Origin of the sequence: Zunongwangia atlantica 22II14-10F7 (assembly GCF_002094855.1) — a bacterium.
GTDB lineage: Bacteria > Bacteroidota > Bacteroidia > Flavobacteriales > Flavobacteriaceae > Zunongwangia > Zunongwangia atlantica.
On sequence record NZ_ARYN01000010.1, the window covers coordinates 80,777 to 107,230 of the forward strand.

General features: G+C 35.4%; 28 protein-coding genes. 4 read left to right on the plus strand and 24 right to left on the minus strand.

Annotation, left to right across the window (positions count from 1 at the left end; genetic code table 11):
• Positions 1 to 124: 124 nt before the first annotated feature.
• Positions 125 to 865 (minus strand): lysophospholipid acyltransferase family protein, encoded by a 741-nt coding sequence (locus IIF7_RS12005; RefSeq protein WP_176218948.1) that lies wholly within the window; start codon positions 863 to 865, stop codon positions 125 to 127.
• Between the two features lie 75 nt (positions 866 to 940).
• Here IIF7_RS12005 and trpS point away from each other — a divergent pair, with 75 nt between their 5' ends.
• Positions 941 to 1,909, plus strand: coding sequence for a tryptophan--tRNA ligase (gene trpS / locus IIF7_RS12010; RefSeq protein ID WP_084841941.1), 969 nt, complete (start codon positions 941 to 943; stop codon positions 1,907 to 1,909).
• A gap of 7 nt (positions 1,910 to 1,916) precedes the next feature.
• On the opposite strand, the gene dprA is transcribed toward trpS, so the two are convergent.
• On the minus strand, positions 1,917 to 3,017 hold the full coding sequence (dprA, locus tag IIF7_RS12015) for a DNA-processing protein DprA (RefSeq protein WP_084841942.1): 1,101 nt from the start codon (positions 3,015 to 3,017) through the stop codon (positions 1,917 to 1,919).
• Between the two features lie 97 nt (positions 3,018 to 3,114).
• Here dprA and IIF7_RS12020 point away from each other — a divergent pair, with 97 nt between their 5' ends.
• Both IIF7_RS12020 and IIF7_RS12025 read left to right on the plus strand, forming a co-directional pair.
• Entirely contained in the window at positions 3,115 to 4,050 is a 936-nt protein-coding gene (locus tag IIF7_RS12020; RefSeq protein WP_084841943.1) for an HU domain-containing protein, read from the plus strand.
• Positions 4,051 to 4,107: 57 nt separating this feature from the next.
• Positions 4,108 to 4,620 carry an acyl-CoA thioesterase gene (locus tag IIF7_RS12025; protein ID WP_084841944.1) on the plus strand — a complete coding sequence of 171 codons (513 nt, stop codon included), beginning with the start codon at positions 4,108 to 4,110 and terminating at the stop codon, positions 4,618 to 4,620.
• A gap of 2 nt (positions 4,621 to 4,622) precedes the next feature.
• On the opposite strand, the gene IIF7_RS12030 is transcribed toward IIF7_RS12025, so the two are convergent.
• From IIF7_RS12030 to IIF7_RS12130, 21 genes are all read right to left on the minus strand, one after another.
• Positions 4,623 to 5,261, minus strand: a complete 639-nt coding sequence (locus tag IIF7_RS12030; RefSeq protein WP_084841945.1) for a hypothetical protein — start codon at positions 5,259 to 5,261, stop codon at positions 4,623 to 4,625.
• A gap of 49 nt (positions 5,262 to 5,310) precedes the next feature.
• Positions 5,311 to 6,003 carry a hypothetical protein gene (locus IIF7_RS12035; RefSeq protein WP_084841946.1) on the minus strand — a complete coding sequence of 231 codons (693 nt, stop codon included), beginning with the start codon at positions 6,001 to 6,003 and terminating at the stop codon, positions 5,311 to 5,313.
• Positions 6,004 to 6,063: 60 nt separating this feature from the next.
• Positions 6,064 to 7,281: a murein hydrolase activator EnvC family protein gene (locus tag IIF7_RS12040; RefSeq protein ID WP_084841947.1), complete on the minus strand. Its 1,218-nt coding sequence runs from the start codon at positions 7,279 to 7,281 to the stop codon at positions 6,064 to 6,066.
• A complete protein-coding gene (locus IIF7_RS12045) occupies positions 7,278 to 8,048 on the minus strand; it encodes a DUF4292 domain-containing protein (RefSeq protein ID WP_084841948.1) in 771 nt (256 codons plus the stop codon). Before IIF7_RS12045 ends, IIF7_RS12040 begins: the two co-directional genes overlap by 4 nt.
• Positions 8,045 to 9,430: a tetratricopeptide repeat protein gene (locus IIF7_RS12050; protein ID WP_245801624.1), complete on the minus strand. Its 1,386-nt coding sequence runs from the start codon at positions 9,428 to 9,430 to the stop codon at positions 8,045 to 8,047. Before IIF7_RS12050 ends, IIF7_RS12045 begins: the two co-directional genes overlap by 4 nt.
• A gap of 26 nt (positions 9,431 to 9,456) precedes the next feature.
• Positions 9,457 to 10,467: a sugar phosphate nucleotidyltransferase gene (locus IIF7_RS12055; RefSeq protein ID WP_084841949.1), complete on the minus strand. Its 1,011-nt coding sequence runs from the start codon at positions 10,465 to 10,467 to the stop codon at positions 9,457 to 9,459.
• 47 nt (positions 10,468 to 10,514) lie between these two features.
• Complete coding sequence (gene dut / locus IIF7_RS12060; protein WP_084841950.1) at positions 10,515 to 10,949, minus strand: dUTP diphosphatase; 435 nt, start codon at positions 10,947 to 10,949, stop codon at positions 10,515 to 10,517.
• On the minus strand, positions 10,946 to 12,412 hold the full coding sequence (locus IIF7_RS12065; protein ID WP_084841951.1) for an oligosaccharide flippase family protein: 1,467 nt from the start codon (positions 12,410 to 12,412) through the stop codon (positions 10,946 to 10,948). The genes dut and IIF7_RS12065 overlap by 4 nt, the downstream gene beginning before the upstream one ends.
• Before the next feature lie 27 nt (positions 12,413 to 12,439).
• Positions 12,440 to 12,880: a hypothetical protein gene (locus IIF7_RS12070; protein ID WP_084841952.1), complete on the minus strand. Its 441-nt coding sequence runs from the start codon at positions 12,878 to 12,880 to the stop codon at positions 12,440 to 12,442.
• Positions 12,881 to 13,036: 156 nt separating this feature from the next.
• Positions 13,037 to 13,897 (minus strand): ATP synthase F1 subunit gamma, encoded by an 861-nt coding sequence (gene atpG, locus IIF7_RS12075; protein ID WP_084841953.1) that lies wholly within the window; start codon positions 13,895 to 13,897, stop codon positions 13,037 to 13,039.
• Between the two features lie 81 nt (positions 13,898 to 13,978).
• Positions 13,979 to 15,559 (minus strand): F0F1 ATP synthase subunit alpha, encoded by a 1,581-nt coding sequence (gene atpA / locus IIF7_RS12080; protein WP_084841954.1) that lies wholly within the window; start codon positions 15,557 to 15,559, stop codon positions 13,979 to 13,981.
• Between the two features lie 44 nt (positions 15,560 to 15,603).
• Complete coding sequence (gene atpH / locus IIF7_RS12085; RefSeq protein ID WP_084841955.1) at positions 15,604 to 16,161, minus strand: ATP synthase F1 subunit delta; 558 nt, start codon at positions 16,159 to 16,161, stop codon at positions 15,604 to 15,606.
• A gap of 9 nt (positions 16,162 to 16,170) precedes the next feature.
• On the minus strand, positions 16,171 to 16,665 hold the full coding sequence (locus IIF7_RS12090) for a F0F1 ATP synthase subunit B (protein ID WP_084841956.1): 495 nt from the start codon (positions 16,663 to 16,665) through the stop codon (positions 16,171 to 16,173).
• Between the two features lie 68 nt (positions 16,666 to 16,733).
• Entirely contained in the window at positions 16,734 to 16,955 is a 222-nt protein-coding gene (gene atpE / locus IIF7_RS12095; protein WP_084841957.1) for an ATP synthase F0 subunit C, read from the minus strand.
• 24 nt (positions 16,956 to 16,979) lie between these two features.
• Positions 16,980 to 18,062 (minus strand): F0F1 ATP synthase subunit A, encoded by a 1,083-nt coding sequence (atpB, locus tag IIF7_RS12100; RefSeq protein ID WP_084841958.1) that lies wholly within the window; start codon positions 18,060 to 18,062, stop codon positions 16,980 to 16,982.
• A 132-nt stretch (positions 18,063 to 18,194) separates the two neighbouring features.
• A complete protein-coding gene (locus IIF7_RS12105; RefSeq protein ID WP_084841959.1) occupies positions 18,195 to 18,581 on the minus strand; it encodes a hypothetical protein in 387 nt (128 codons plus the stop codon).
• The gene (locus IIF7_RS12110) at positions 18,582 to 18,800 is read right to left on the minus strand and encodes an AtpZ/AtpI family protein (RefSeq protein ID WP_084841960.1); all 219 of its coding nucleotides are present in this window, start codon (positions 18,798 to 18,800) and stop codon (positions 18,582 to 18,584) included. It abuts the gene before it with no gap.
• Complete coding sequence (locus IIF7_RS12115; protein WP_084841961.1) at positions 18,781 to 19,176, minus strand: bactofilin family protein; 396 nt, start codon at positions 19,174 to 19,176, stop codon at positions 18,781 to 18,783. Before IIF7_RS12115 ends, IIF7_RS12110 begins: the two co-directional genes overlap by 20 nt.
• Before the next feature lie 17 nt (positions 19,177 to 19,193).
• On the minus strand, positions 19,194 to 21,725 hold the full coding sequence (gene porW / locus IIF7_RS12120; protein ID WP_084841962.1) for a type IX secretion system periplasmic lipoprotein PorW/SprE: 2,532 nt from the start codon (positions 21,723 to 21,725) through the stop codon (positions 19,194 to 19,196).
• 118 nt (positions 21,726 to 21,843) lie between these two features.
• Positions 21,844 to 22,611 carry an ABC transporter ATP-binding protein gene (locus IIF7_RS12125; protein ID WP_084841963.1) on the minus strand — a complete coding sequence of 256 codons (768 nt, stop codon included), beginning with the start codon at positions 22,609 to 22,611 and terminating at the stop codon, positions 21,844 to 21,846.
• Positions 22,612 to 22,689: 78 nt separating this feature from the next.
• Positions 22,690 to 24,174: a DUF5687 family protein gene (locus IIF7_RS12130; RefSeq protein WP_245801625.1), complete on the minus strand. Its 1,485-nt coding sequence runs from the start codon at positions 24,172 to 24,174 to the stop codon at positions 22,690 to 22,692.
• Between the two features lie 92 nt (positions 24,175 to 24,266).
• Here IIF7_RS12130 and IIF7_RS12135 point away from each other — a divergent pair, with 92 nt between their 5' ends.
• Positions 24,267 to 25,313, plus strand: a complete 1,047-nt coding sequence (locus IIF7_RS12135; protein ID WP_084841964.1) for a ferredoxin--NADP reductase — start codon at positions 24,267 to 24,269, stop codon at positions 25,311 to 25,313.
• A gap of 66 nt (positions 25,314 to 25,379) precedes the next feature.
• Here IIF7_RS12135 and IIF7_RS12140 read toward each other — a convergent pair whose 3' ends face one another.
• A complete protein-coding gene (locus IIF7_RS12140) occupies positions 25,380 to 26,453 on the minus strand; it encodes a glycosyltransferase family 9 protein (RefSeq protein WP_084841965.1) in 1,074 nt (357 codons plus the stop codon).
• Position 26,454: the final 1 nt, after the last annotated feature.

The window sequence follows — 26,454 nt, forward strand, 5'->3', positions numbered from 1 at the left end:
ACGATCTGTGAGTTGTAATAGTTTGCCGTTTTCGTCATTCCAAACCTGCAAAACGAAGGCAAGCTTGATACGGATACTCATGATATTCAAAAAATTCAAGCGAACCAAATGCTGAAATTGGATATTATAAGCTAGGATGTTTTAGCTCGTCCAGAATAATTTGATGGGTTTGTTGCTTCAATTCTTTACGCTCTTCCTGAGTTTTACCTTCAGTAGGAATAAAGTCGTGAATGGTAACACGTAATTTCCCTGGACTGCCCGATAAAAAAGTATATGAAAAACGCTTTTTGGTATCGTGAAAAGTTAACGGAGCAATTGGAATCTGGTGATCGATAGCCAATTTAAAAGCACCTTCTTTAAATTCGTCTAAAATAATATTTTCGTCATCTGGAACACCACCTTCAGGAAAAATACAAATACTATTTCCCTGTTTTAATCGTCTTTCAGCTTCATTAAAAACTGCCTGGCGACTTTGCTGACTTTTACGATCTACCAAAATGCAGGTTTTGCGATAGAAAAACCCAAAAATGGGAATTTTAGCCAGTTCTTTTTTCCCTACAAACACAAAAGGATGGTTAACGGTTGCCAACATTAACATGATGTCCAGCATCGAATAATGATTGGCCACAAACATATAACTACCATCTTTATCCAGCTTATGGCTACCTTTTGTACGGCGGTAAAAACCCATTCCGAAAATGATGAATTTCCCCCACATCCTGGCACAAAAGAAAAATTGAGGATAAAACCGTTCAGCTGAAGTAAAAACAATCAGGATAGGTAACATAAGAATAATAGGCACTACGAGCAAAACGTAGAACCATATTCTCCATACCGCAATAGCAATATTTTTAAAAAATCGCATAGATGCCAAAAGTAGTAAATACAATTAAGCGAATTCCACAAAAAAAGTACCTTTGTATAAAAATTTAATAACTACATGTCTAGAATACTAACGGGAGTACAAAGTACAGGAACTCCTCATTTAGGAAATTTACTGGGGGCGATTATGCCTGCTATTAAAATGGCGAATAGTCCAGAGAATGATTCTTTTATATTTATAGCAGATATGCATTCTTTAACCCAAATTAAAGATGCAGAAACTTTAAGAAATAACACCTACTCTGTTGCGGCGACCTGGCTTGCCTGCGGTCTTGATATCGAAAAAACCGTTTTTTACAGACAAAGTGATATCCCACAAACCAGTGAACTTACCTGGTACTTAAGCTGCTTTTTCCCGTATCAAAGACTTACGTTAGCACATTCGTTTAAAGATAAAGCAGATCGTTTAGAAGATGTAAATGCCGGGCTTTTTACATATCCAATGCTTATGGCAGCAGATATTCTTTTATATGATGCTGAAATTGTTCCGGTAGGGAAAGACCAGCTACAACATTTAGAAATTACCAGAGATGTTGCTTCTCGTTTTCACGCAAAAATGGGAGATACCTTTGTAATACCAGAATCCAAGGTTGAAGAAAACACCATGTATGTTCCCGGGACAGATGGTTCTAAAATGAGTAAATCGAAAGAAAATACCATTAATATTTTTCAGACCGATAAAAAACTGAGAAAGCAAATTATGGGTATCCAAACCGATAGCACTCCGCTTGAAGAACCTAAAAACCCAGATACCTGTAATGTTTTCAATATTTATAAATTATTAGGATCTGAGGCTCAAACCGCAGATCTACGCCAAAAATACGAAGCTGGCGGATTTGGTTACGGCCATGCAAAACAGGCACTTTTTGAGTTAGTAAAAGAAACTTTTGCCGAGCCACGTGAGAAATACGAATACTACATCAATAATCTTGAAGAAGTAGATAAAGCTTTAGCGGTTGGTAAAGAAAAAGCAACTGCTGTAGCGAATGATGTTTTAAAGCGTGTTCGTGAAAAATTAGGATATTAATTACGATCTAAATTGCTTCAAATAATTTACCGGGCAAAGGCCTAATTACACCTTTGAGTTCCATATTCAATAAAATTGAAGCGGTTTTAAAAGTTGGGAAATTGCAATAAAGTGCTATCGTGTCTAATTGTGATTTCCCTTTTTCTTTTAGCTGGTCGTAAATAAGTTGCTCTTCTTCATCCAAATCGATAAATAATTGTTGCTGTACGGGTTTAATTTCTTCATCGAGCTTCCAACCCAACATATACACCAAATCGGCTGCACTACTTAACAAATGGGCATTGTTCGATTTAATAAGTGCATTACAGCCTTTACTATATTTATCGCCCGGTCTTCCCGGCACCGCAAAAACTTCACGATTATAAGAATTTGCGATATCTGCAGTTACTAAACTTCCGCCCTTCTCTGCACTTTCAATCACTACGGTAGCTTCACTTAAACCTGCAATAATTCGGTTTCGTTTCAAAAAGTTATTGCGATCAAATGAATCGCTACTCCAAAAATCGCTAAAAAAGCCACCATTTTTTAAAACCTCATCAACATATTTTGCGTGCACTTTTGGGTAAACTTGATCTAAACCATGCGCCAAACATCCAATTGTTTGCAGATTATGAGTCATAGCAGCCCGATGGGCCGCGATATCTACTCCGTACGCAAAACCCGAAACAATTACAGGATCTAGCGGACTCAATTCTTCTATAAACTCTTCTACAAATGCTTTCCCGGCACTTGTGATCTTTCGGGTACCTACAATACTTATAAGTCGGCGATTTTGAAGTTTAATAGTTCCTTTAGAAAACAGCAAAATGGGCGAATCGTGACAATGCTTTAATTTTTCAGGATAATTTTCATCTAAAAAATAATGAGTTTCTAATTGCTCATTTTCGATAAATTCGAGCTCCTTTTCTGCCGCTTCAAAGTTCGCTGGATCCAGCAGGCCTTTCAGTTTAAGCTCGCCTATACCCTCGATTTTCAATAAATTTTGTCGCTTTTCTTTAAAAATTGCCTCAGCACTCCCTAATCTTGCTATTAGTTTCTTCGCTGTTCTATCGCCCAGATTAGAAGCTCTTTGCAAGGCCAGTACATATCTTAGATCATTACTATTCATCCCATCGCTTTCGACTAAAATTACACAAAAAAAGATTTGTTAATAAAATTTGTTTCCCTATTTTTATATACTTCACATTCCTCTTATTTTTGCAATTATGAAAATAGCTAACTACATACAGGATTTACTTTACCGCTACGAATGCGTTATCGTACCGGGATTTGGTGCATTTTTATCTCAAAGAGAATCTGCTTTTATCGATGCAGAAACCAATAATCTTTACCCACCAAAAAAGACTGTATCCTTTAACCGTCAATTAGTTAAAAACGACGGATTGTTAGCCAATTACATCGCAGATGCTGAAAATATTAACTATACAACAGCGTTAAATAAGATTTCCGATTTTGTACATCAGCTGGAAAATTCTCTAAAAGAAAATGATAAAGCTGAAATCGCCAATGTTGGTGAATTCACTGTTTCTGAAGATTATACGCTTCAATTCGAGCCTTTTAATAAAGTAAATTACCTGGCTGATTCTTTCGGACTGGATGTGGTTCATTCAGCAAAAATTCAGCGTGAAGTTTACAAATCTCAGGTTCAGAAGATCGAAGAAAAAGCACCAATTCACTTCACTCCTGAGCGTAGAAGCCGCAAAGCTGCATTTCTTAAATACGCCGCAGTAGGAATTCTTGCTATTGGTTTATCTGGTGTTGCTGGTTTAAATATTTATAGCAATCAGGTGGCTGAACATAATATTGCTGAACAACAGGAAGCTGAAAACCAGTTACAACAACAAATTCAGGAAGCTACTTTTGTGATCGACAATCCACTACCGGCCATTACTTTTAACGTAGAAAAACAACCTGGTAATTTTCACCTTGTTGCGGGAGCGTTTAGAGTAGAAGAAAATGCCGAGAAAAAGATGGAAGAACTCAAAGAAGAAGGTTATAAAGCCCGACTAATAGGCGCTAATAAATACGGACTTCATCAGGTTGTTTTTTCTAGCCATAAAACCAGACGAGATGCGGTAAACGCATTAAATAAACTGAAAAGGGAAAATCAAGCTGCCTGGTTACTGGTACAGGAACTTTAATCTTTTTTTAGTGATATTTAGCTAAAAGCTCACTATTATTGCCAAAAATTGGCAAATATGAATTCTAAGTACCCAAAAGATTCTAGAACTACATTAACCGATCTTGTTTTACCAAGTGAGACCAATCCGCTAAATAACTTATTTGGAGGCGAATTGTTAGCTCGTATGGATCGTGCTGCCAGTATTGCTGCCAGAAGACATAGTCGCCGTATCGTAGTTACTGCTTCTGTAAATCATGTTGCCTTTAATAAAGCTATTCCGCTAGGAAGTGTTGTAACGGTTGAAGCCGCTGTTTCTCGTGCGTTTAAATCGTCTATGGAAATATTTATAGACGTTTGGGTAGAAGATCGTGAAAGTGGTCTTAGAAGCAAAGCAAACGAAGCGATTTACACCTTTGTTGCCGTAGATGAAACCGGAGCACCAGTGCCTGTTCCTCCTTTAGAACCAGAAACAGATCTGGAAAAAGATCGTTTTGCCGCAGCCCTAAGAAGAAAGCAACTTAGCCTTGTACTTGCCGGAAAACTAAAACCAAACGATGCCACAGAATTAAAGGCACTGTTTAAAGACTAAGCTTATCCGTTTGGATTGTGTAAATGTACGCGTAATCCAAAACCAAGGTCTATTAGAAAATGCTTATTTAAATATGAATCATAAGCATCATTCTCGATATCAAGATTTAAATAATATGGAGAGACTTTAGCGAAAATAGCTATAGTTTGATTAAAGCGATAGCCTAATTCTCCTTTAACTTTATAACTGGTACCATTCTCTCGAAAAGAATCTGGAGAAAAAGGTACCGTATTATTTAAAGTAACAGCACCTATACCCGCAGTGATCATGTAATTAAATTGTCGATTAATTGCCTGATAATAACCTAGACTAAGCCCATACTCGCTAAAATTGCTATCACTTATATTTCCAATTTTTTCAATATTGGTCACTTCGCCTTCATGCCATTTTCCATAAACTCCGGCAACAAATTGCGGAGTGATAAAAACATTTACTTCAAACTGAATTCCCGCATCAAACGAATAATCATTTCCTAAACTTGAGTCCCCAATACCATTGGGAAAATAGAAAGATAAGCCAAAAAATACAGTTTCTGAATCTTCAGGCTCATACCAGTTTTTATGTGGATTTGGCTGAATTTCAGTTTGTGAATTTCCTACAGAAATACTCAATATAAAGACTAAAAGTAATAATTTCTTCATCTGAAAAATTTATGCTGAAAATCGATAAAATCGGGATATAATTTTCAATTTAAAATTCTAAATCAATAATGCTGTTTGCTGAATTTACAGTAATTGTTGTGTCTTTTTCAGCTTCATCGTTTACCGTATAAAAAATCTTAATTGGCGATCCAACCGGCAAGCGATATGAATTTTGAAAAGAAGTCATTTCTTCATCCAATCTTTCGTAAGTATTTGATGTATTTTGATACTTTCCTATAGGATTGTTTTCTTCATCTAAACTTATAAACTGCCTGGTATTGTAATACTGTATTTGAAATTCTACACTATCGGTTTCGGGCAATCTATCTATGCTAATATTCACATCCTGAATAGCCCCCAGTTGAACAAGTTCTAGATCAAGCTTTTCAGCTCTATCCATAATTTCTCTTGGATCTACATAACTTAGGGATGTGAAATTTGAATTATGATTTTCTGAAGATGAAGGATTAAAATTAACCACAATCCCCCTATTATAAGATATCAACGAAATAAAATCTACTTTACCCAAAGCTTTACTGCTGGAAGCTCCCAAAATATTATAACTATCTGAAAAATTAGTGGTTACATTTACGGGAATATCCTGCAAAGCAAGATTATTAGAATCCAAAAGCGTGGCATAAACGGCCATTCTTTTATTTTCGGTAATCAAAACATCATCATTATAACAAGATGAAAACGACAGGGAAAGTACAGCAATAACCGCAACGTATATTTTTTTCATATTGATGATTTACATCCTAAAGATGCAAAATACAAAAAAGGTTGCGTTACAAGCTATAAACTAGCGACTTAAGATCCAACTTTCTGGATTATACTTTTTGGTGTTTTGAAAAATAAGAAAATGAATTGTGGTTTTTCCAGAACTCTTACTCGTGGCGATCACGCCCAGATCCTGCCCTGTACTTACATAATCACCCTTACGTACGTACACATCTTCCAGATTATCATAAATCGTGATATAATCCCCATGTCTTAGCATTACCGCTTTATTTGCTCCTTTTAAGATCTGAACTTCACTAACTGTTCCCTCAAAAACAGCTTTTGCTTTTCCTCCTTTATCAGTATCAATATTAATTCCGCTGTTATTAATCGGAATATTTCTAACTACAGGGTGGGGTTGCTTACCAAATTTCATGCTTATAGTCCCAGATGAAACAGGCCAAGGCAGTTTCCCTTTGTTACTGGCAAAATCTTTGGCTAAGGCTTTAGCTTCAGGAGTAAGCTCAAAAGCGTCACGTTTTGTTGAACCCGATTTTTTATTGGCTTCTGCGATAGATGCTTTAATCATTGCATCAATTTTACGCTCAATTTCATCGATTTCCTGCTGTGCTTTTTTAATTTGTGAAGCAAACTGTCCTTCTTTAGCAGTTATCGTTTTCATTAATTCCTGTTGCGACTTTTTATTTTCTTCAAGTCTGGCTCTGGTTGCCCTGTTTTCAGCAATTAATTTATCTTTTTCTTCCTTTTGATTAGCAAGCCGTTTATTTAAACGCTGTAAATCTATTGTGCGCGTCTTTATTTGCTCACCCTGCTCTTTGCGGTAGTCTGTATATTGTTTTAAATATTGAAGCCGTTTATAGGCCTGTAAAAAGCTCTCTGAAGAAAGTAAGAACATTATGCGGCTTTGTTGCGATTTGCTACGATAAGATTTTTTAATCGTCTTTGCATAATCGTCTTTTAATTCTTCTAATTCTTTTCTGAACTTAGCAATTTTTGCCTCATTCTCGTTCATCTCCCTGGTAAGAAGATTAGCCTGCTGATTAGTTACTTTTATTAAATTCTCGGTACTTTTTATTTGCTGATTTAAATCCTGAACTTCATTTAAAATCGACTTTTCTTTCTTTTTGTTGCTGCTTCTTAATTCTGAAATACGCCGAATTTCATTGCGGAGTTCAATTCGTTTTTTCTCTAAAGCTTCACGAGTGTTTTGAGAAAATGAATTAGTCACCACTAAAAAAGTAGCGATCACAAAAAAGTATTTTAAAAAGCCTGATTTCATTCTACAGAAATTTCGTCGTAACCAGAAGGAATACTAAAAGGAAAACTTACATCACCATCAAATTCTAAAGAACGATACTGCAATGTGATATTGGTGCTTTCGCCAGCCTCGTTGGCAATTATGGTAATCGTTTCAGGGAAAAGCCTTCCAGAAACATTTTGATATTCATCATAGGTTACCGTAACGCTTCTGTTTTTGGAATCCTGCGCCAGTTGCTGTGCTTTAGCTTTATAAGTTTCAGCATCCAGCATAAACATTTTTTTTACGTCTGAAGTTTTCTTCGGAAGTAATTGAAAACCTCTAGGAGACTCACTTAATGTATATGCATCTGTTCTAAGATCGTAAATCGCCTGCCCCAATAATAAATTCTGAAGTTTTTCAAAATCTAAAGGTGTTCCTAACCATTCACTTATCAAACTAAAATCTCCATCAAAATAGGTTTTTCCCACTTTTTCGTAATAGCTTACTTTTTGCGGAGTGATATAGACTTTGGCCATAGGAAACCCCAGAATACTAGCACTCATCCAAATAGCTTTATCTTTTTCCATTCTAAAGCTAAGATTTACAGATTGGGTTCTATCGGCATTCTGATAGGTTGCTCTTAATTTTCCTGATAACGTATTAAATTGCGTAGCATTATCGTAGTGATTTTTAATCACACCTGCTGCTTTCGCATTACTCTCTTCGAAACCAGTCGCTGCTTTTTTGGTTCCGCAGGCGGCTATACTTAGGGTTAGTAAAACAACCGCTATTATTCTTTTGATCATTTAGTGGCTTCTTTTAAAATTTTAATGGCTTTTGCATTATACTCATTCGCTCGTTCTTTATCCTCCATCCCTGCATACGATACAGCAATTTGCTGATAAAAATTGGCTTCCATTCGTGGATTTTCTATCAAAAATTCTAAGCCAAAAGTAAGAATTTCGACCGCTTCAGAATAATTTTTAAGTTTATTTAAGGCTACTCCGTTTAAAAGGTAAAAAATAGGCTGTGCCGGGAAAATATCCTTTGCTTCAGCAGCTAATGCTCTGGCGCTTTCAAAACGTTCCATATCGATTCTAAGAATAAGTGTATTCTTAATCATCTCGAAATTGGTTGGATCTTCTTTTAAACCCATTTCAAAATAACGTAACGCATCTGCTTTATTATCTGATTTTAGATAATATTCTCCCAATTTTCGATATAAAGATGGTTCATTTTCCAGATTAGAAAGCATTTGGCTTACTTCCATAAGCTCGGCCTCGCGCTCTGGGTTTTGATTTACATACAATAAAAAATCGTTTAAAACTTTATATTTTGAGGCCGCATCGATCTCTTCACTTTTAAAAACGATTTGCATAGACTGCATGGCTTCTTCAACCTTATTTTTATTCAAATAAAACTTATATAATGCCAGGTGCGCCAAACTAGATCCGGGATTAGATTTTAAAAGATCCTGTGCTGTTTTAAAGGCTTCTTCTTCTTTTCCCTCGTCACTATAAACATAAATAAGATTAAGATAATTTTGTTCTTCCTCTGGGTTATCTGCAATTGCACTTTCTAAACTGGCAATTTGTGCTCCTGTATTGTTAGTTCTTGCATAAATCTGGCGTCTTAACTGTGTACGATATTCATTTTTCCCAAATTGGTTATCTAAACTATCGATTAATAATAAAGCACTATCGTATTGATCACTTAAAATGTAAAGATCTGCCAGGTCTTCGCGATATTTTTTATCCAGTTTTATTAATTCCCGAAGGATTTTTATGGCACTTGAATAATCTACCGAAGCAATTTGGTTCTCGTAATAATCCCTAAGAATATTCTCGTCCTTTGGTTTAAGATCGAGAGCTTTTTGAAAATTTGGCTGAGCTTTTTCAAATTCTTCCAGAGAATAAAAGTTTTTAGCCATTTCGTAGTAAACAACGGCTTTAGAATCGTCTATGGATAGACATTTTCGCAGTACTTCGTTAGATTTACTGTAGTTTTCTATACCACGTTGCTTTAAAGCTTCAAAAAAATACTCCTGAAAATCGTCATTTACTTCACCAAGATCGCTATTTACAGTGGCGTTATTCTCATCTTCGGGTTGCTGAATTATAGCAAAGGCCTTTCCCGGTACCAAAAAAAGGTATCCAAAAAAGGCCAATATTAAGTTTTGTTTCAGCAAAGTTTTTGGGGTTTGGGGTTCAATAACTATTCCAATACCGAATAATCACCAATACTAATTTCTGTAAATTCACCATTGAATTTAGCAAAATTCCCAATCATCGCATTATTCAGTTTTGCATTTTTTACTTCAGCAAAAGTTTGAATAAGGCTATTTTTTATCATAGCATTTTCAATTTTTGTACCAGCTCCAATAGAAACATTAGGGCCAATTTTAGCATTGATCAATTCTACGTTTTCACCAATAAAGCAAGGTTCGGTAATTTCAGAATCTTTTATTTTTACATTATCAGAAATTAGCTTTTCGCCGTCCTGGTGTAAAAATTTTAGCATACGGCCGTTAGTTTCTACGGTTACATTTTTGTTTCCGCAGTCCATCCATTCGTCTACTTTTCCTGGCACAAATTTGAGTCCGCTTGCCTGCATGGCTTTAATTCCGTCATTGATCTGATATTCGCCACCATGAACTATATTATTATCCAAAACCTTTTGAAGTTCATCTTTTAGTATCGCAACATTTTTAAAATAGTAAATTCCAATCACGGCAAGATCTGAAACAAATTCTGCCGGTTTTTCAACAAGCTCGGTAATTTCTCTATTCTCGTTAAGCTTTACCACACCATAAGCCGACGGGTTTTCTACCTGTTTTACCCATATTACACTATCTGCATCTTTATCTAAAGTAAAATCGGCTTTAAACAAAGTATCGGCATAGGCGATCACGGCAGGACCTTCTAAAGAATCTTTAGCACACATAATTGCGTGACCGGTCCCTAATGGCTTATCCTGGTAGTAAATACTCCCTTTAGCCCCCAGACTTTCAGCGATATTTTTAAGATCGGTTTCTACTTTTTCTCCAAAATCTTCACTAATTACAAAAGCAACTTCGGTAATTTTTTCATCCAAAACTTTTGCAATATCCTGTACAAGTCGATGTACAATAGGCTTCCCTGCAATTGGTATTAAAGGTTTTGGTGTTGTTAGTGTATGTGGCCTAAGACGTGAACCTCTTCCCGCCATGGGTACAATAATCTTCATCTTTTTGTTTGTTTGATTGTAGAATATATTTTTAGAAAAACCTGAAATTACTTTGTTCCTGTACTACCAAACCCGCCAGCTCCGCGTACGCTATCTGTAAGTACTTCAACTTCTTCCCAATTAATATGCTCGTGCTTAGCGATCACAAGTTGCGCAACACGTTCTCCATTTTCGATCGTAAAATCTTCGTTCGATAAATTCACTAAAATTACACCAATCTCACCACGATAATCGGCATCGATTGTTCCAGGAGCATTTAAAACGGTAATTCCTTTTTTTGCTGCCAAACCACTTCTTGGGCGCACCTGTGCTTCGTAACCTACCGGAAGTTCTATAAACAATCCTGTTTTTACGATTGCTCTTTCTAGTGGTTTTAGAGTAATTGGCTCTGCCAATTCAGCCCTAAGATCCATTCCTGCGGAAGCTTCTGTAGCATAATTTGGTAAATCGTGTGAACTTTTGTTTATGATTTTAATCGTCATGATCGTTTTAATATTTTCTTTATGTCTTCTTGTTCTTTAAAATACGTAATTCCCACAAATATGAGAACAAATAATGCGGCAACTATATAATTTTGCCTGAAGTATATAAAACTTACGGCCGAAAGTGCCACCGAAATCAATAAATAAAATCCTATTTTCTTAACGTTATAAGGTACGTGGTAGTATTTTCTTCCGAAGAAATAAGAGATAAGCATCATACTACCATAAGCGGCCAATGTTGCCCAGGCGGCCACCATAAATCCAAATTTACCAATAAGTGTAATATTTAAAACAATGGTGACTAAAGCTCCAAAAAGGGAAATATACATCCCCATTCTGGTTTTATCGGTTAGCTTGTACCAAATAGAAAGGTTGTGATAGATCCCCAAAAATAGGTTAGCCAGTAAAATTACTGGAACAATAGACATCGCCATCCAGTAATCCTCGTTTCTAATTAAGTATTGCTTAAAAATGTCTATAAAACTTACCAAAACAAGTAAAATAAGGCTTCCACAAATCACAAAATAATCCAGGATCTTAGCATAAGTGAGTTTGGCATTTTTTTCTTTTGCATGATTAAAAAAGAAAGGTTCAGCCCCCATTCTAAATGCCTGAATAAAAATCATCATAAAAACGGCTAATTTATAGCAACCAGAATAAGCCCCCATAATTTCTTCGGAAAGAATATCTTTTAGTAGCAGCTTATCCAGATTTTCATTGATAATAAATGATATTCCTGCCAGCATAATTGGCCAGCCGTACTTCCACATTTGCTTGAAAAGTGAAAAACTAAACTGAATTTTAGTCTTAAAAAAGTAAGGCAGTAAGAGTAAAAAAGTTACTCCGCTTGCTGCCAGATTAGCAAGAAATATATAGCCTAAAATATCTTTTTGTGTAAAATGATCTAAAATGTATTGCGGCGCAAAAGCAGGAAATTTAGGTACGATCCATAAAAAATAGATATTAATCGCAAAAACAATAAAGATGTTTAACAGCTTGATCGATGCAAATCTAATTGGCCTATTGGTAGCTCTTAAGTAGGCAAAAGGAACAACGACCAAAGTATCTAAAATTAGAACCGAAAAAAGGATGTTGAAAAAGAAAGGATCTAAATCTACCAATCTTATAAATGAATCCTGAAAAACCATTCCTACTCCAAAAAAGAGCAAGGTTGTAGTTGTTAACGCGATAAATGCAGTAGAAAAAACACTTTTTTTATCCTCTGCCCTGCTAAAAAACCTAAAAAATGAGGTCTCCATTCCATAAGTAAGCAGTACATTAAAAAAAGCAGCCCAAACGTAAAATGTTGTATTTATTGAATAATCTTTTGTACCCAGCACATCGGTATGCAAGGGTACTAAAACAAAATTTAGTAACCGTGGCACCACAGTAGCAATACCATAAATAATTGTATCCTGAAAAAATCGCTTTAAAGTACTCAACAGGCTTAGGGTTTCCTGCAAATATCCTAATAATTAAGAAAAAACCAGCTATTTACGTTCTTCGATATCGCTAATTATGTAATATTTAGTCTCGCCGTTCTCCTGGTATTCCAGCAAAGCCTGATCTTTTTCGATACTCACCGGACTTTTCTCTGGTTTTTGTGGCATTTTATTGCCGTATTCTTCTCTAGGGTCTGAACTCATCACATAATCTGACTGGCGAATTCCGAAGCTCGCAGTGTAGCGATTTTGCCCATCCTGGTTGTGAACAATTGGGGATTTTAAACCTTTAAAGTAGATATTCTTTAATTCTACACGGTTTTTCTGAATCGCCGTCACCGGAAGATAAAATGTCATTTCACCCTCAGTAGTAGTATAGAAAGCCTGTTCAAATTGTGCAGGAGCTTCTTCCTGCAGGTTTTTATTAGTTCCACAATTGGTAAAAAGAGAGAAGAAAAATATGCTAAGGATAAAATAAGTATGTTTCATAACCTGATTGATTTGGTTGTTTCTATAAAGAAAACAAAATAAGTGCCAAATAAAAATAGGCTTCAGAAATAGCTAATATTGGTAATTATTAGAAAGTATTTTAAAATGAAAAAGCCCGGTAAAAACCGAGCTTTTATAATATCTAAAATGAGATTATTAGTTATTAAGTGCTTCAGCACCCCCAACAATTTCAAGAATTTCGTTAGTAATCGAAGCCTGTCTTGCTTTGTTGTAAGACAATTTAAGCGAGTCTCTAAGCTCTGTAGCATTCTCTGTTGCTTTATGCATTGCCGTCATACGTGCACCATGTTCTGAAGCGAAAGAATCTCTAAGTGCCTTGTATAGTTGCATTTTAAGCGACTTTGGAATTAATTCTTTCACGATTTCCAGCTTAGAAGGCTCAAAAATATAATCAAGTTGCTTTTCTTCTTCAGTTTCGAATTTTGGAATTGGCAAAAATTGTTCAGTTAAAACAGCTTGTGTAGCAGCATTTTTAAAGTGGTTGTATACCAATACGATCTTATCGTAATTCCCTTCTAAAAACTGCTCCATTAAATCTTCAGCAATAACAGAAACATGTTCAAAAGAAAGATCATCAAAAATATGCGTATTTGCCTTATATACTGTAAAGCTTTTTTTCAGAATATCATTAGCTTTCTTACCAATGCTGTATAAATGAACATCTTTATCTGCATACTCATTTGCTACAGCATTTTTAACACCTTTAATGATATTTGCGTTAAAAGCACCTGCCAAACCTCTATTAGAAGAAATAGCAACTACAAGTACTTTATTCACTTCTCTTTGCTCTGCATACTTGCTGATACTATCATCATCTAATGCTCCACTAAGATCTTGTAATAGTTGCGAAAGCTTTTGAGAATAAGGTCTCATAGATTCGATAGCATCCTGAGCTTTACTCAACTTTGCTGCAGATACCATTTTCATGGCACTGGTAATTTGCATTGTTGAAGAAACCGAGGTAATCCTGCTACGTAATTCTTTTAAGTTTGCCATATTGTTACTATTGGACTAGCCGAAATACTATATTAAATGATGAGTGTAAATTTTAAATTCACACTCATCACTTATAAACTTTTATGCTTTATATTTCTCTGAAATCTCTTTTGCTACTGCAGCCAAAGTATCTGTTACTTCGTCTGTAAGTTTACCAGCTTTAAGAGTATCCATTACATCTCTATGCTTTGTGTTAAGGAATTCGATGTAATCTCTTTCAAACTCTCTTACTTTTTCTACGGGAACTTCTCTTAGTAAGTTCTTAGAACCAGCAAAAATAATAGCGATTTGATCTTCTACTGGATAGGGATCGTTTTGTCCCTGCTTAAGGATCTCTACGTTACGCTTACCTTTTTCAATTACACTCATCGTAGCAGCATCCAGATCTGAACCGAATTTAGCAAAAGCTTCTAGTTCACGGAACTGAGCCTGGTCTAGCTTAAGTGTACCTGCTACCTTCTTCATAGATTTAATCTGAGCTGAACCACCTACTCGAGATACCGAGATACCAACGTTAATTGCAGGACGCACACCAGAGTTAAATAAATCTGACGTTAAGAAAATCTGCCCATCTGTAATCGAAATTACGTTTGTTGGGATATATGCAGAAACGTCACCAGCCTGAGTTTCGATAATTGGAAGAGCCGTTAAAGAACCGCCTCCTTTTACTTTATCTTTTAATGAATCTGGAAGATCGTTCATGTTCTTCGCGATATCATCATCATTGATAACTTTAGCAGCACGCTCTAATAATCTTGAGTGAAGGAAGAAAACGTCTCCTGGATACGCCTCACGTCCTGGTGGACGACGTAATAAAAGAGAAACCTCACGATAAGCAACTGCCTGCTTAGAAAGATCATCATAAACGATTAAAGCAGGACGCCCTGTATCTCTAAAATATTCACCAATTGCAGCACCAGCAAATGGAGCATATACCTGCATAGGAGCAGGATCTGATGCATTTGCAGCTACAATAGTAGTATAAGCTAAAGCTCCTTTATCTTCTAAAACTTTAGCAATACCAGCAACTGTAGAAGCTTTTTGCCCTACAGCAACATATATACAATACACCGGTTTACCGGCATCATAAAATTCTTTCTGGTTAAGAATGGTATCGATACAAACAGTAGTTTTACCTGTTTGACGGTCACCAATTACAAGCTCACGCTGCCCTCTTCCTACAGGTACCATTGCATCGATAGACTTAATACCAGTTTGCATAGGCTCTGTTACAGGCTCACGGAAAACAACACCAGGTGCCTTACGCTCTAAAGGCATTTCAAAAGTTTCACCTTCGATAGGACCTTTACCATCAATAGGTTCTCCTAAAGTGTTTACTACTCTACCAACAATACCTTCACCAACTTTGATAGAAGCAATTCTTTGTGTTCTTTTTACGGTAGAACCTTCTTTAACTTCTTTTGAAGGTCCTAAAAGTACTACCCCAACATTATCTTCTTCAAGGTTAAGTACCATTCCTTCTAGACCACTTTCAAATTGTACTAATTCTCCGTATTGAGCATTAGAAAGTCCATAAACGTTCGCAATACCGTCACCAACTGTAAGTACGGTACCAACCTCGTCTAAAGAAGCCTTTGCCTCGAATCCAGAAAGTTGTTGCTTTAATATTGCTGATACTTCAGCAGGATTTACTTCTGCCATAATTATTTAAGATAAAATGCCTCGTTAACTACGGGCGGTTTTTATTAAATTTTAGAAACGTATGCGTTGCCTGTTTTAAATTCTGTTCTCAATTTGTTTAAGTTATTGGCTACACTTGCATCGTATTGCAAATCACCAACTCTTAAAACAAATCCACCAAGAATACTTTCATCGATCTTATTCTTGATTGTTGCTTCCCTACCGGTAAGCTCTTTTATTTTAGCCTGAATTTTAACTTCAAGCTCCTTAGTTAAAGGAACTACAGTTGTTACAACAGCATTTTGAACTTGTATTGAACCATCGAATAATATCAAGTATTGTTTTGCAACAATATCTAGAATATCGATACGGTTATTCTCTACAAGCAAATTAAAAACACCAGTAGTTAAGCCATTTACATCTTTAAAAATAGCTTTTAAAGCCTTATTTTTAAGTGCAGGTTTAATTACCGGGCTTGCCAAGGTAGTTCTTAAGTCTGCGCTAGCTGCGATCGTCTTAGAAATACTCAGCATATCATCCTTTACTTCTTTAGCTACTTTTTTCTCATTAGCTAAATTAAGGATGGCTTTTGCGTAACGTTGTGCTGCTCTGGTTCCTTTCATCACAAAGTTTTAGTTTAAAGTAGCATTACCAAGCATCTCGTCGATTAACTGGTGCTGCTTTTCTTTACTTGATAATTCTTTACGAACTACTTTTTCAGCAATCTCTAAAGATAGGCTTGCAACCTGAGATTTGATATCTGCCATAGCAGCTTTTTTCTCTTGCTCTATACTTTCTTTAGCTTGTGCTACAATTTTATCTGCCTTGGTTTGTGCTTCTTCTGTAGCGCTTGCCAAAACTTTTTCTTTTAATTCACGAGCTTCTTTAAGAATGGCATCCCTTTCAGCACGTGCTTCTTTCATTAACTTCTCGTTATCTGCCTTAAGATTTTGTAATTCCTTTCTAGCAGTTTCAGCTGAAGTTAGAGCTTCATTGATAGAATCTTCTCTTTGCTTTACAGCGCCAAGAATAGGTTTCCAAGCAAATTTCGCTAATAACAAAATAAGTACAAGGAAAACTATAGTTTGCCAAAAAATAAGACCAATTTCAGGAGTGATTAATTCCATAATGCTTTTTTAATTTAAAGTAAATCCATTCGTAACCAACCGTTACGAATGGATTAATAAGAATTCAATTATTTAAGAACTCCAAGTAAAGCTGCTACTACTCCAAAAAGAGCAACACCTTCTACAAGAGCTGCAGCGATAATCATAGCTGTCTGGATTTTTCCAGAAGCTTCTGGCTGGCGAGCGATAGCATCCATGGCAGATCCACCAATTTTACCAACTCCCATAGCCGCACCGATAACTGCTAAACCGGCACCTAAAGCTGCAAGACCTACATACAATAATTCCATAATTGAAAGATTTAAAATTAAAAGTTAATGATGTTCATGTTCTTCTACTGCCATCCCAATAAACAGGGCAGACAGCATGGTAAAAATAAATGCCTGTAAAAATGCAACAAGCAATTCTAATATCGATATAAAAAGTGCAAAAGGAACTGATACACCAGCTACTCCCACGCTTTCAAGAATAAATATTAATCCTATTAAACTTAAGATGATAATGTGACCTGCGGTAATGTTCGCAAATAAACGAATCATAAGTGCGATTGGTTTAATAAATACTCCCATTAATTCTACTACAGCAAGAAGTGGTTTCACAAATGTAGGGATACCCGGCATCCAAAGTGTGTGTTTCCAGTAATCCTTACTACCGTTAACTAAAATTAAAACAAGGGTAAATAAACCTAATGAAATAGTCACAGCGATATTACCTGTTACGTTCGCCGCACCTGGTAATAATCCAATCATATTTGTAATCCAAATGAAGAAAAATACCGTTAATAAAAATGGCATAAACTTCATATATTTTTTCTCTCCAATTTGCGGCTTCGCAATCTCGTCTCTAACAAATAAAACGAAAGTTTCTAAAACATTATTAAAGCCTTTTGGAGCGTTTTTATTCTTCTTATGGAAAGACGCAAGTCGATTAAAAATAATCAACATAATAATAACGGTTATAAACATAGCCGCTACGTTTTTTGTAATCGATAAATCGATAGGACGTTCTGCATTTAAAGGGTGGTGATCTTCATCAAATTCTACCCCATGAGCGCCTTCTTCTAATTGATAAATTTTTTCGTGAAGATTAACGAAACTCATTCCGTTTTTTTCTACTACATGATGCCCTTCAGTATCATGATGAAATTCACTAGACATAAATGTTACAAGACCATTATCGGTATAAAGAATCACCGGAAGTGGTAATGTGAAAGAATTTTCGCCTTCTCCAAAGAAATGCCATCCATGTGCGTCACCAATGTGATGAAGAATCATGTCTGTAGCATTAAATTCTTTTTCAGCTTCTGCTAAAGATTCTTCTTTTGATGCAAAAGAAAAAATCGGAAGTAAGGCTAGTGCAAATGTCACTATAATCTTTAACGATTTTTGTGCTATCATAATACCTGGTCTACTTATAAATTATGGGCGCTAAATTTCGGTGCAAAGGTATACTTTTATTTTTTATGTGAAAGTCCACCTTTTAATTTTTTATTTAGATTTTATCGAATCTTAAAATTTATTGATATTCAATCATTTATTATGATTAATTAATCGAACAGCAAAAGTGGTTTCAAAAATTAAAAAAATAAAATATGGTATAAAAAAAGCAATAACTTGAGCAAAAATTGAAACCTCATCATCTAGTAGGGCAGGTAATAAAAATAAAACTGCAGCCAACATTTTTAACAAGCCTAATCCCATAAAAGTAAAGCCAGTTTTATCCTTAAAATTATGGTTAATAAATAACAATATTGAATAAATAAATAGTGTTGCTAAAATATGAAATGCGTAGTTAGAAACTGTACTGTAGTATAGGGGTACTTCTACAAAATGTGAAACTATATAAAATTGAATTGCAAATAATATCATTGCAAAAGGTAAAAATACCTTTAGAAAACTTAAAAATGGCCGTCCCATCTAATCCTCGTCTTTACTTATATTTTTTACGCTTCGTATTACCTGAAATAAGGCAATAAAAACGCCCAAAAGAGATATTGAAATCGTGTATGCAGAAAATTTATTCGGAAATTTCTCGTCTAACCAAATACCAAGAAAAACACCCCCGGCAATTATAATGGCCATCTGAAAACCTACATTTACAAATACCAGGTACTTGTTACGCTGATTGTTTTTCATTTTTAACCGATTTCATTGCGCCGCGCATCTGGCAGGTAGCATTAAAATTTGCTCCAGGTTCTACAGCAAGTTTACCAGCTATTACCTCTCCATCTACCGTGGCTGTTGATTTTAAACTTAAAATACCGCTTACTTTCAGTTTGCCATTAAAAGAACCTTCTATATCTGCATTTTCGCATTCTAAAGTTCCTTCTATATTTCCATTTTTACTAATTACCACTTTTCCGCTGGTAACTAAAGTACCTTTTAAAAAGCCTTCGATTCTAAAAGCGCCTTTTGCCGTTATATCCCCGGTAATTTTTGTTCCTGCAGCAATTCTATTCTGCTCATTAAAAACTTCTTTACCGGACGTACTTTTCTTTTTTTCTGAAAACATAGTATTAAGAGTGAGAGTTAATAATCTGTTTTATAAGTTTCGAGGTTCTTTTTTAAAAGAATCACTCGGTAATTATTTGTTGAGATTGCAAGAAAATCATTTTCAATTTTATAATCATCATTTTCACGCAATAATTCTCCAAGACCTAAAGCTCTTGGACGATCTTCTAAACCATGTACCACCACGAATAAGCGATCTTTAGTATAAGGATCTATTGAAGTTGAAAACCTGGCATAACTTAAATCTACAAATGCTGAATCTAATTTTTGCTTAAGTTCTTGAGCCTCTTCCTTTTTAGTTGCTTCCAATTCGTAAATAAGCTTATAATTTGTGGCTAAACTATCTTCCTGTAACTGAAGTCTGCTTAATCTTGGTAAGCTTTCAGTTATCATTTGCTTTGCTCGCTGCCCTTCTGGAGATTGAGGGTACGTTAAAGAAACATAACTTAGCGCCGTGCGATATTCAGACAATCCTTTTAATCTTCCTATGGCCATGGCCTTCAATAACTCAAACTTTGGCACAATCTCTTCGCCAGAATAGCGAAGAATAAATTTATTACTTTCAGAAATTACGGCTGTAAATTGTTGATTTTCGAATAATTTAAAGGTATTCTCGTAACTTACTTGCGATAAGCTTTCTCCATTTGCTAAACTTTGCGGATTCTGAATAAAAATTGCGTATTGAGAATCTGGATAATTCGAAATAATATCATTCTTCATTTCTTCCTGCTTATCCAGCATATTTAGATTTCCGTAGGCTTTATAAAGATTATATTTTGAAGGAAGAATTAATCGATCTTCAGGATTACTAGCCAAAACCTCTTCTAATCGATTAACTGATAGCTGATATTCACTAAATTTCTCATTATAAATTAAACCCAGTTGATAATAGGCATAATTGCGCTCTAAGTATAAACTGTCTATCACTTTACCATCTGTTGGTAGAAGCGCTACATAAGTTAAAGGATCAAATCTAGGATCACTGGTAAAATCGAATTCTGCCCCATCTTCAGTCGTTGCAATTGCACCTGAATTTCCAGATGCCGCCCATCGCCAGTTATCTGCGAGTTTACGATTTCCCCAAACTCTTAAAAATTCCTGTTCTCCCCTTGCGATAAGATTGTCGTTATAAAAGTAGAATTTGTTGGTATTCTCTTCGTTAGGCACACCAATATTTGGAACTCCGGGGCCTGCCGTATTTAAAGCTAAAGCTTCTTCGGTTTCTCCTGCCTCTATTTGTTTTTGGTAATCTTCTTTTAACTTATCAGTATAACTGGTGTAAAAAGCAATTTGCTCTTCTTTGGGTAATTTTGTTAAATCTAGGATACTATCATTTTTATCTGCAATAGCCTGGTAAAAAATCACATCGTCAAGATTCTTTCGCTTTTTTTCTATGGTTCTATATTCTCTTAAGCTAGAGTTCATTTCAGCAAGCGTACTATCAAAATATTTAGCGGCTCTTGGATAATCAGATCGATCAAAATTAATATTCGCTAAAATCTCATAGTTTATAGATCGCAAATAAGGATCACTGCTTACCCGGCTTTTAAGGGATTTATTATAATAAAATATGGCGGTATCTATAGAATCACGCTGATTGTAATATTCGCCAAATTGAAAGTAAATTTTATCTAAGAATGGCCGATTTTCGCGATCTTCTTCAAGACTTATAAGCAAATCTTTTAGTTGCTGATCGTCATTTTCTTCAGGATTGAAATTTCTTGCCTTCTGGATATAGGCATTGATCATATAGATTCGCGGGGACTTCCGATTAAGCTCGATAACCTCATCAAAAGCAAGATTAGCATTTTCTGGTTGATTCAGTAGATTATATAACTGACCTAAAATGAAAAAATAACGCCCTTTTTCTTCATTTTTCTTCGTAAAATTTGCCGCAGTAGTTAACGGAGCCAATGCACTATCTGGATATTGAAGATTTATATAAGCCTGTGCTATAGCTGCTTTAGCATCTGCATATTCCTGATCCTCAAATTGGGCATTTTCGATGATCCTTTTTAAGTTCCTAATGGCAACCCTGTTATTATCTAAACGAATATTAGTTTTCTCACGCCAAATCTGCGCATTTCTAATACTATTGCTGGCAGGATATCTTTGTAAAATATAGTTGAAAGCTTCTAATGCCGGAATAAAACGTTGATCGAAATATCTGGCTTTTCCCAAAAGCATGTAAGCTTCATCGATTTGAGGGTTTTCTTCGTCCCCGGCAATTAACATTGAATGTCGCTGAATCGCTTTTGCTGCCTTTTCTTCAGCTACACCAAAATTTTGATTTCGAACGCTATCGGGAAGCAGGATTTCTTCGTCGATTTGCATTCGCTCTATAGGTAGTAAATCCCAATAATTATCTCTATAATTCTGGTTTATTTCATTTCGCCCCGCTTCAAGAGCAAGATTTCCGTTATAAAGTGTATTATATTCAGCAGTAACCGAATGCCAGCTTCGACTAACAAAAGTATCTTTCTTTCGGGAGCAGGAAAGTATGCCACCAATTAGAAAAAAAACAAAAACAAAACGTGTAAAACTCCTCAAAACCAAGCCTTTCTTATTAGCATCATAACTCTGTTACGCAGGATTTAGTATGTAAAAATAAGTTTCTTTTTACAAATACAAAGATTTGCGCTTTAAATAAGAAAAAACCAGACTGTAATTACTCGGGATTATCAGCTTTTTCTGCTTCGGTCGTCACTTCAGTGGTTTCTTTAAAATCTTCAGGAATTTGTTCACCAGAAAAATAAGTTTCCAACTCTTTTAAAGTAGCTTCAGAAGTTTTAATATCTCTTACAATAACGCCTTTATCTAAAACCACGATACGTTCACAAACTTCAGTAACATGAATAAGATCGTGACTGGAAACCAATACCGTAGTGCCAGAAATTTTAGAAAGGTCTTTGATAATTTTCTTTAATCTAATTTGAGTTGTAGGATCTAGATTGGCAAAAGGTTCGTCTAAAATAACCACTTTAGGCTCGCCAATTAACGCAGCAACGATCCCTACTTTTTTCTGGTTACCTTTCGATAAATCTCGAAGGTATTTTTTACGGCCTATGATTTCTCCATTAAAGAATTCTTCAAATTGTGCCAAAAAAGTATCAATATCGGCGCGATTTTGATTACGAAGTTCTCCAACAAAATAAAAGTATTCTTCAGCAGTAAGATATCCAATCAAAAAACTTTCGTCGATAAACGAAGCCGTAAAGGTTTTCCAATCTTCACTTTCGTTCACTGTAATATCCTGGTTAAAGATATTTCCTGAAGTTGGCCTTATTAAATCTAAAAGCATGCTGAAAAAAGTGGTTTTTCCGGCACCGTTATTCCCTACAAGTCCAAAATTTTGTCCCTGCGGAATTTCTAAATGGTCGATATCTAAAACCTTGGTTCCGTTATATACTTTAGAAAGATTAGTTGCTGTGATCATAATATGTTGTTTCCTCGATATTCGAGATTTAGGTAGTTAAGGTGAAATGCTAAGGTTTCTTTTTATTAAAAAGATTGCTTAATCTCCGGTTTGTTTGTAACCATGAATCATGGCGTATTTATTCTTTTTATACTGAATAGTAATTTTATCCATTAAATAATTTCTTAGAAGTATACCAATTACTCCTAAAATTCCTATCACTAAAAGGCCAATATTAAAACTGAAGAGTTTATAGAACAGATAAAAGATCCCTAACGGAACGGCCAATAACGGAATCGCCACCAACCATTGCGCAGCACCAGTTCCCTGGTAGTTCATAAACGGACTTTTCTCCAGATCGATTCGTTTTTTATTAAAAGATCCTGTAAACATTAATAATGGCACATTGATACCAAGATTATATAAAGCACAGGTAAAAATTATAAGTAGAACATTCCATCCAAAATAGGCATAAGGCGTACTTAAAATGGTTAGAATAATTATACTAAAACTAATCAGCGCCGCTTTAGAAGCTAAGTACTTTCGCATTGGGATATTTTGCGACATCATCATCTGGTAATAAGCAGCATCCCAACTAGGCACAAATTGGCCAAAATTAATCATGAATATTCCTGATATAAAAATACCTGCAAAAACAAACATTACCGGCATTCCTTCGTAAACCGAATTGGTAAAGAACATTAAACCGTATAAAAGGAAGATAATCGACATATAAACGGTTGTTTTTGGGCGCTTATTTCGCCAAATTAACTTCATATCCAGTTGAAGAAATGTTGCCAGGTCTCCAAATCTCTTTAACCACTCGAAATCCTGAGATTTTACTTCTTTTTGCTTTGTTTTTAAACCAGCGTCTAAGTAAAATTTCTTTTTAAGGGTATTTCTAACCCAAACAAAGAAAACTAAGCAAAGAATTATGGGTAAAATGGCCAAATAGGGCATTTCTAGAACATAATTTAAGAAGACCCCAAACTTCTCACTAACCGGTACAATTTCGAAATACTCTAAACCTGCTAAGACCAAAATAACAATAATCGCAGGAAAAAAGGATTTTAGATCTTCAGCAAACTTCTTTTTAATCAGAAAATTGAAAAAATTGATCGAAAAACTTAAGAATAATACACTAATCGCCCAGCCAATCATAGAAACTGCGGTGTAATCTGTTTTTAATGCAATCACTACGGCAAATGGCACATAAATTAAAAGAGGTAAAATATTATAGAATGAGAATAGCGATTTTAGCAACACAAAATTAACAACCTTCTTTTTCTTAATATTCTGAAGTAACAAAGGTCTTATTTGTACCACCGGAAGACTTTGCATAAAAAATCGAAAGATCAATTCGAAAGCCAGCCAGCCTAAAATAAATTCGTTCAATTTTAAAATAGGATCGTTATCTGGATATATTTCCTTTAATATTGGATAAAGTCCTATTCCTACAAAAAGAAACATGACAGCAAAATAAACTGCTAAAAAGATCATGAAAATCTTTAAACCAAGACTTTTACCAAAGCTCGCGCTACGCGTAAATGATTTCCACTCTAAACTGAGTAATTTCCCTACCATAAAAAAATGCTTTACTTACTTGTAGCTAAATTTAGTATTTTGTTACACTCTAAAAGCTGATACTTTGTATTTTTGCCCACAAATTATTTTTGATGGGAACATTTCATAAACTAAAAATAAAAGAAATAATTAGGGAAACGCCTCAGGCTGTGAGTATTTCGTTCGAGATTCCTTCAGATCTTCAACAGGAATACAAATTTACGGCCGGGCAATATATTACCATAAAAGCAGATGTTGATGGTAAAGAACTACGTAGAGCATACTCGCTGTGTTCAGCTCCAAATTCAGGAGAATTTAAAGTAACGGTTAAGGAGGTAGACGGCGGTAAATTTTCTGTAGTTGCCAATAATAAGCTTCAGGCAGGTGATATTTTAGATGTTCATACTCCTGAAGGTAAATTTGTTTTAGAACCTTCTTCTAAAGCTAAAACCTATGCCGCTTTTGCTGCTGGTAGTGGGATCACTCCTGTGCTATCAATAATAAAAACAGTACTTTCTGAAGAAACTCACAGTAGATTTATTCTTACCTACGGGAACAAATCTCCAGAAAATACAATCTTTTTTAAAGAGCTTTTAGAACTGCAGGCAAGTTATCCAGATCGACTTTTTGTTGAGTTTGTATTTAGTAGATCCAGAGAAGATAATGCACATTTTGGCCGAATTGAAACCAGTACGGTTAATTTTGTGATGAAGAATAAATTTAAAGATCATTCTTTTGATGCGGTTTATTTATGCGGACCAGAAGAAATGATCAATCATGTAAGCGAAGTGCTGAGTAACAATGGTATTGCTGAAGAAAATATCTTTTACGAATTGTTTACCAGCGATGATACCGGTGAAGTTGAAGCCGATCTTGAAGGCCAAACGCAAATCACCGTTTTGGTTGATGATGAAGAAACCAGCTTTGTGATGGATCAAACCGATGTAATTTTAGATGCGGCTTTAGAACACGATCTTGATGTTCCTTATTCCTGCCAAGGCGGAATTTGTAGTAGTTGTATCGCCAGAATTACTGAAGGTAGAGCTGAAATGCGTAAAAATCAAATCCTTACAGACGACGAGATTGAAGAAGGTTTGATCTTAACCTGCCAGGCGCATCCACTTACACCTACCATAAAAGTAGATTACGACGACGTTTAGGATCTAAAAACAGGATATTATATTATTTAAAAAAGGCTTTCAGTATTTCAGAAAGCCTTTTATTTTTTAGTTTATCACTGAATTAATCTTCTCTACTACTTTATCTGGAGTTACGGTTCTTATAGCAAATTCGTAACCTTCAGGATATTTATTTCCATAAACCGAAGTTGGAATTTTTGGAAACTTTTCTAAATCTGGGATCAATGAATTTTCAAAAGGCTGTAGAAAAGGTCTAAAACCGGCATAAGGATGTGTTACTCCCCAAATACTCACCACCGGAATTCCATACATTGCTGCCATGTGCCCGTTCCCACTATCCATAGATAGCATTGTATCAAGATTGGAGATTAAAGCCAGTTCTTCTTCAAAAGATAAAAGTCCGGCAACACTTAAACAGTTCTCAAATTGTTTCTCCCATGATTGTAGCTTTTTGGTTTCTGCATTTCCGCCGCCAAAAAGAAAGATCTGGATATCGTTCTGCTTATTCAGTTTTTCTAAAACCTTTTCCATTAGATCTGCCGGATAAGCCTTAGAATTATGCTGTGCAAACGGAGCAATTCCTAACCATTTTTTAGGAGAATGGGCTACAATTTCATGTATTTTAGTCGGAATTTGCTGCTTTTCAGGAAAAATATGGTAGTTAAAATCTATAGGAAAACCTAAGTCTGCAAACACATCTGCATAGCGCTGATGAGTACTTTTTAATTCTTTAAAAACTTTGTGATCTTCACGGGTAAGTTTCTTCTTCTCTGCCCTGCCCTTATCAATTTGTTTTACTGGAATTCCGAAGAGATAAAAAACAGATTTCAATACATTAGTACGAAGTACATTATGAAGATCGGCCACCATTTCGATCTCGTGATTCCTTAATTCTCGCGCCAGTCTTCCCAATCCCATAACACCGTTATGCTCGCCATTAATGTCGGCTTCATAAATCTCTACATTAGGAATTCCCTTAAACATAGGGGCAAAAAAAGGACGGGTAAGAAAAGTGATCCTACAATTAGGATACATCGCCATGAAAGTCCTAATCACAGGAACCGTCATGGCAACATCGCCCATTGCCGATAAGCGAATAGCAAGAATATGAGCACTTTTCTCTCTATTCTCATCTGGAATATGTTGATATGAAGTGCTCATA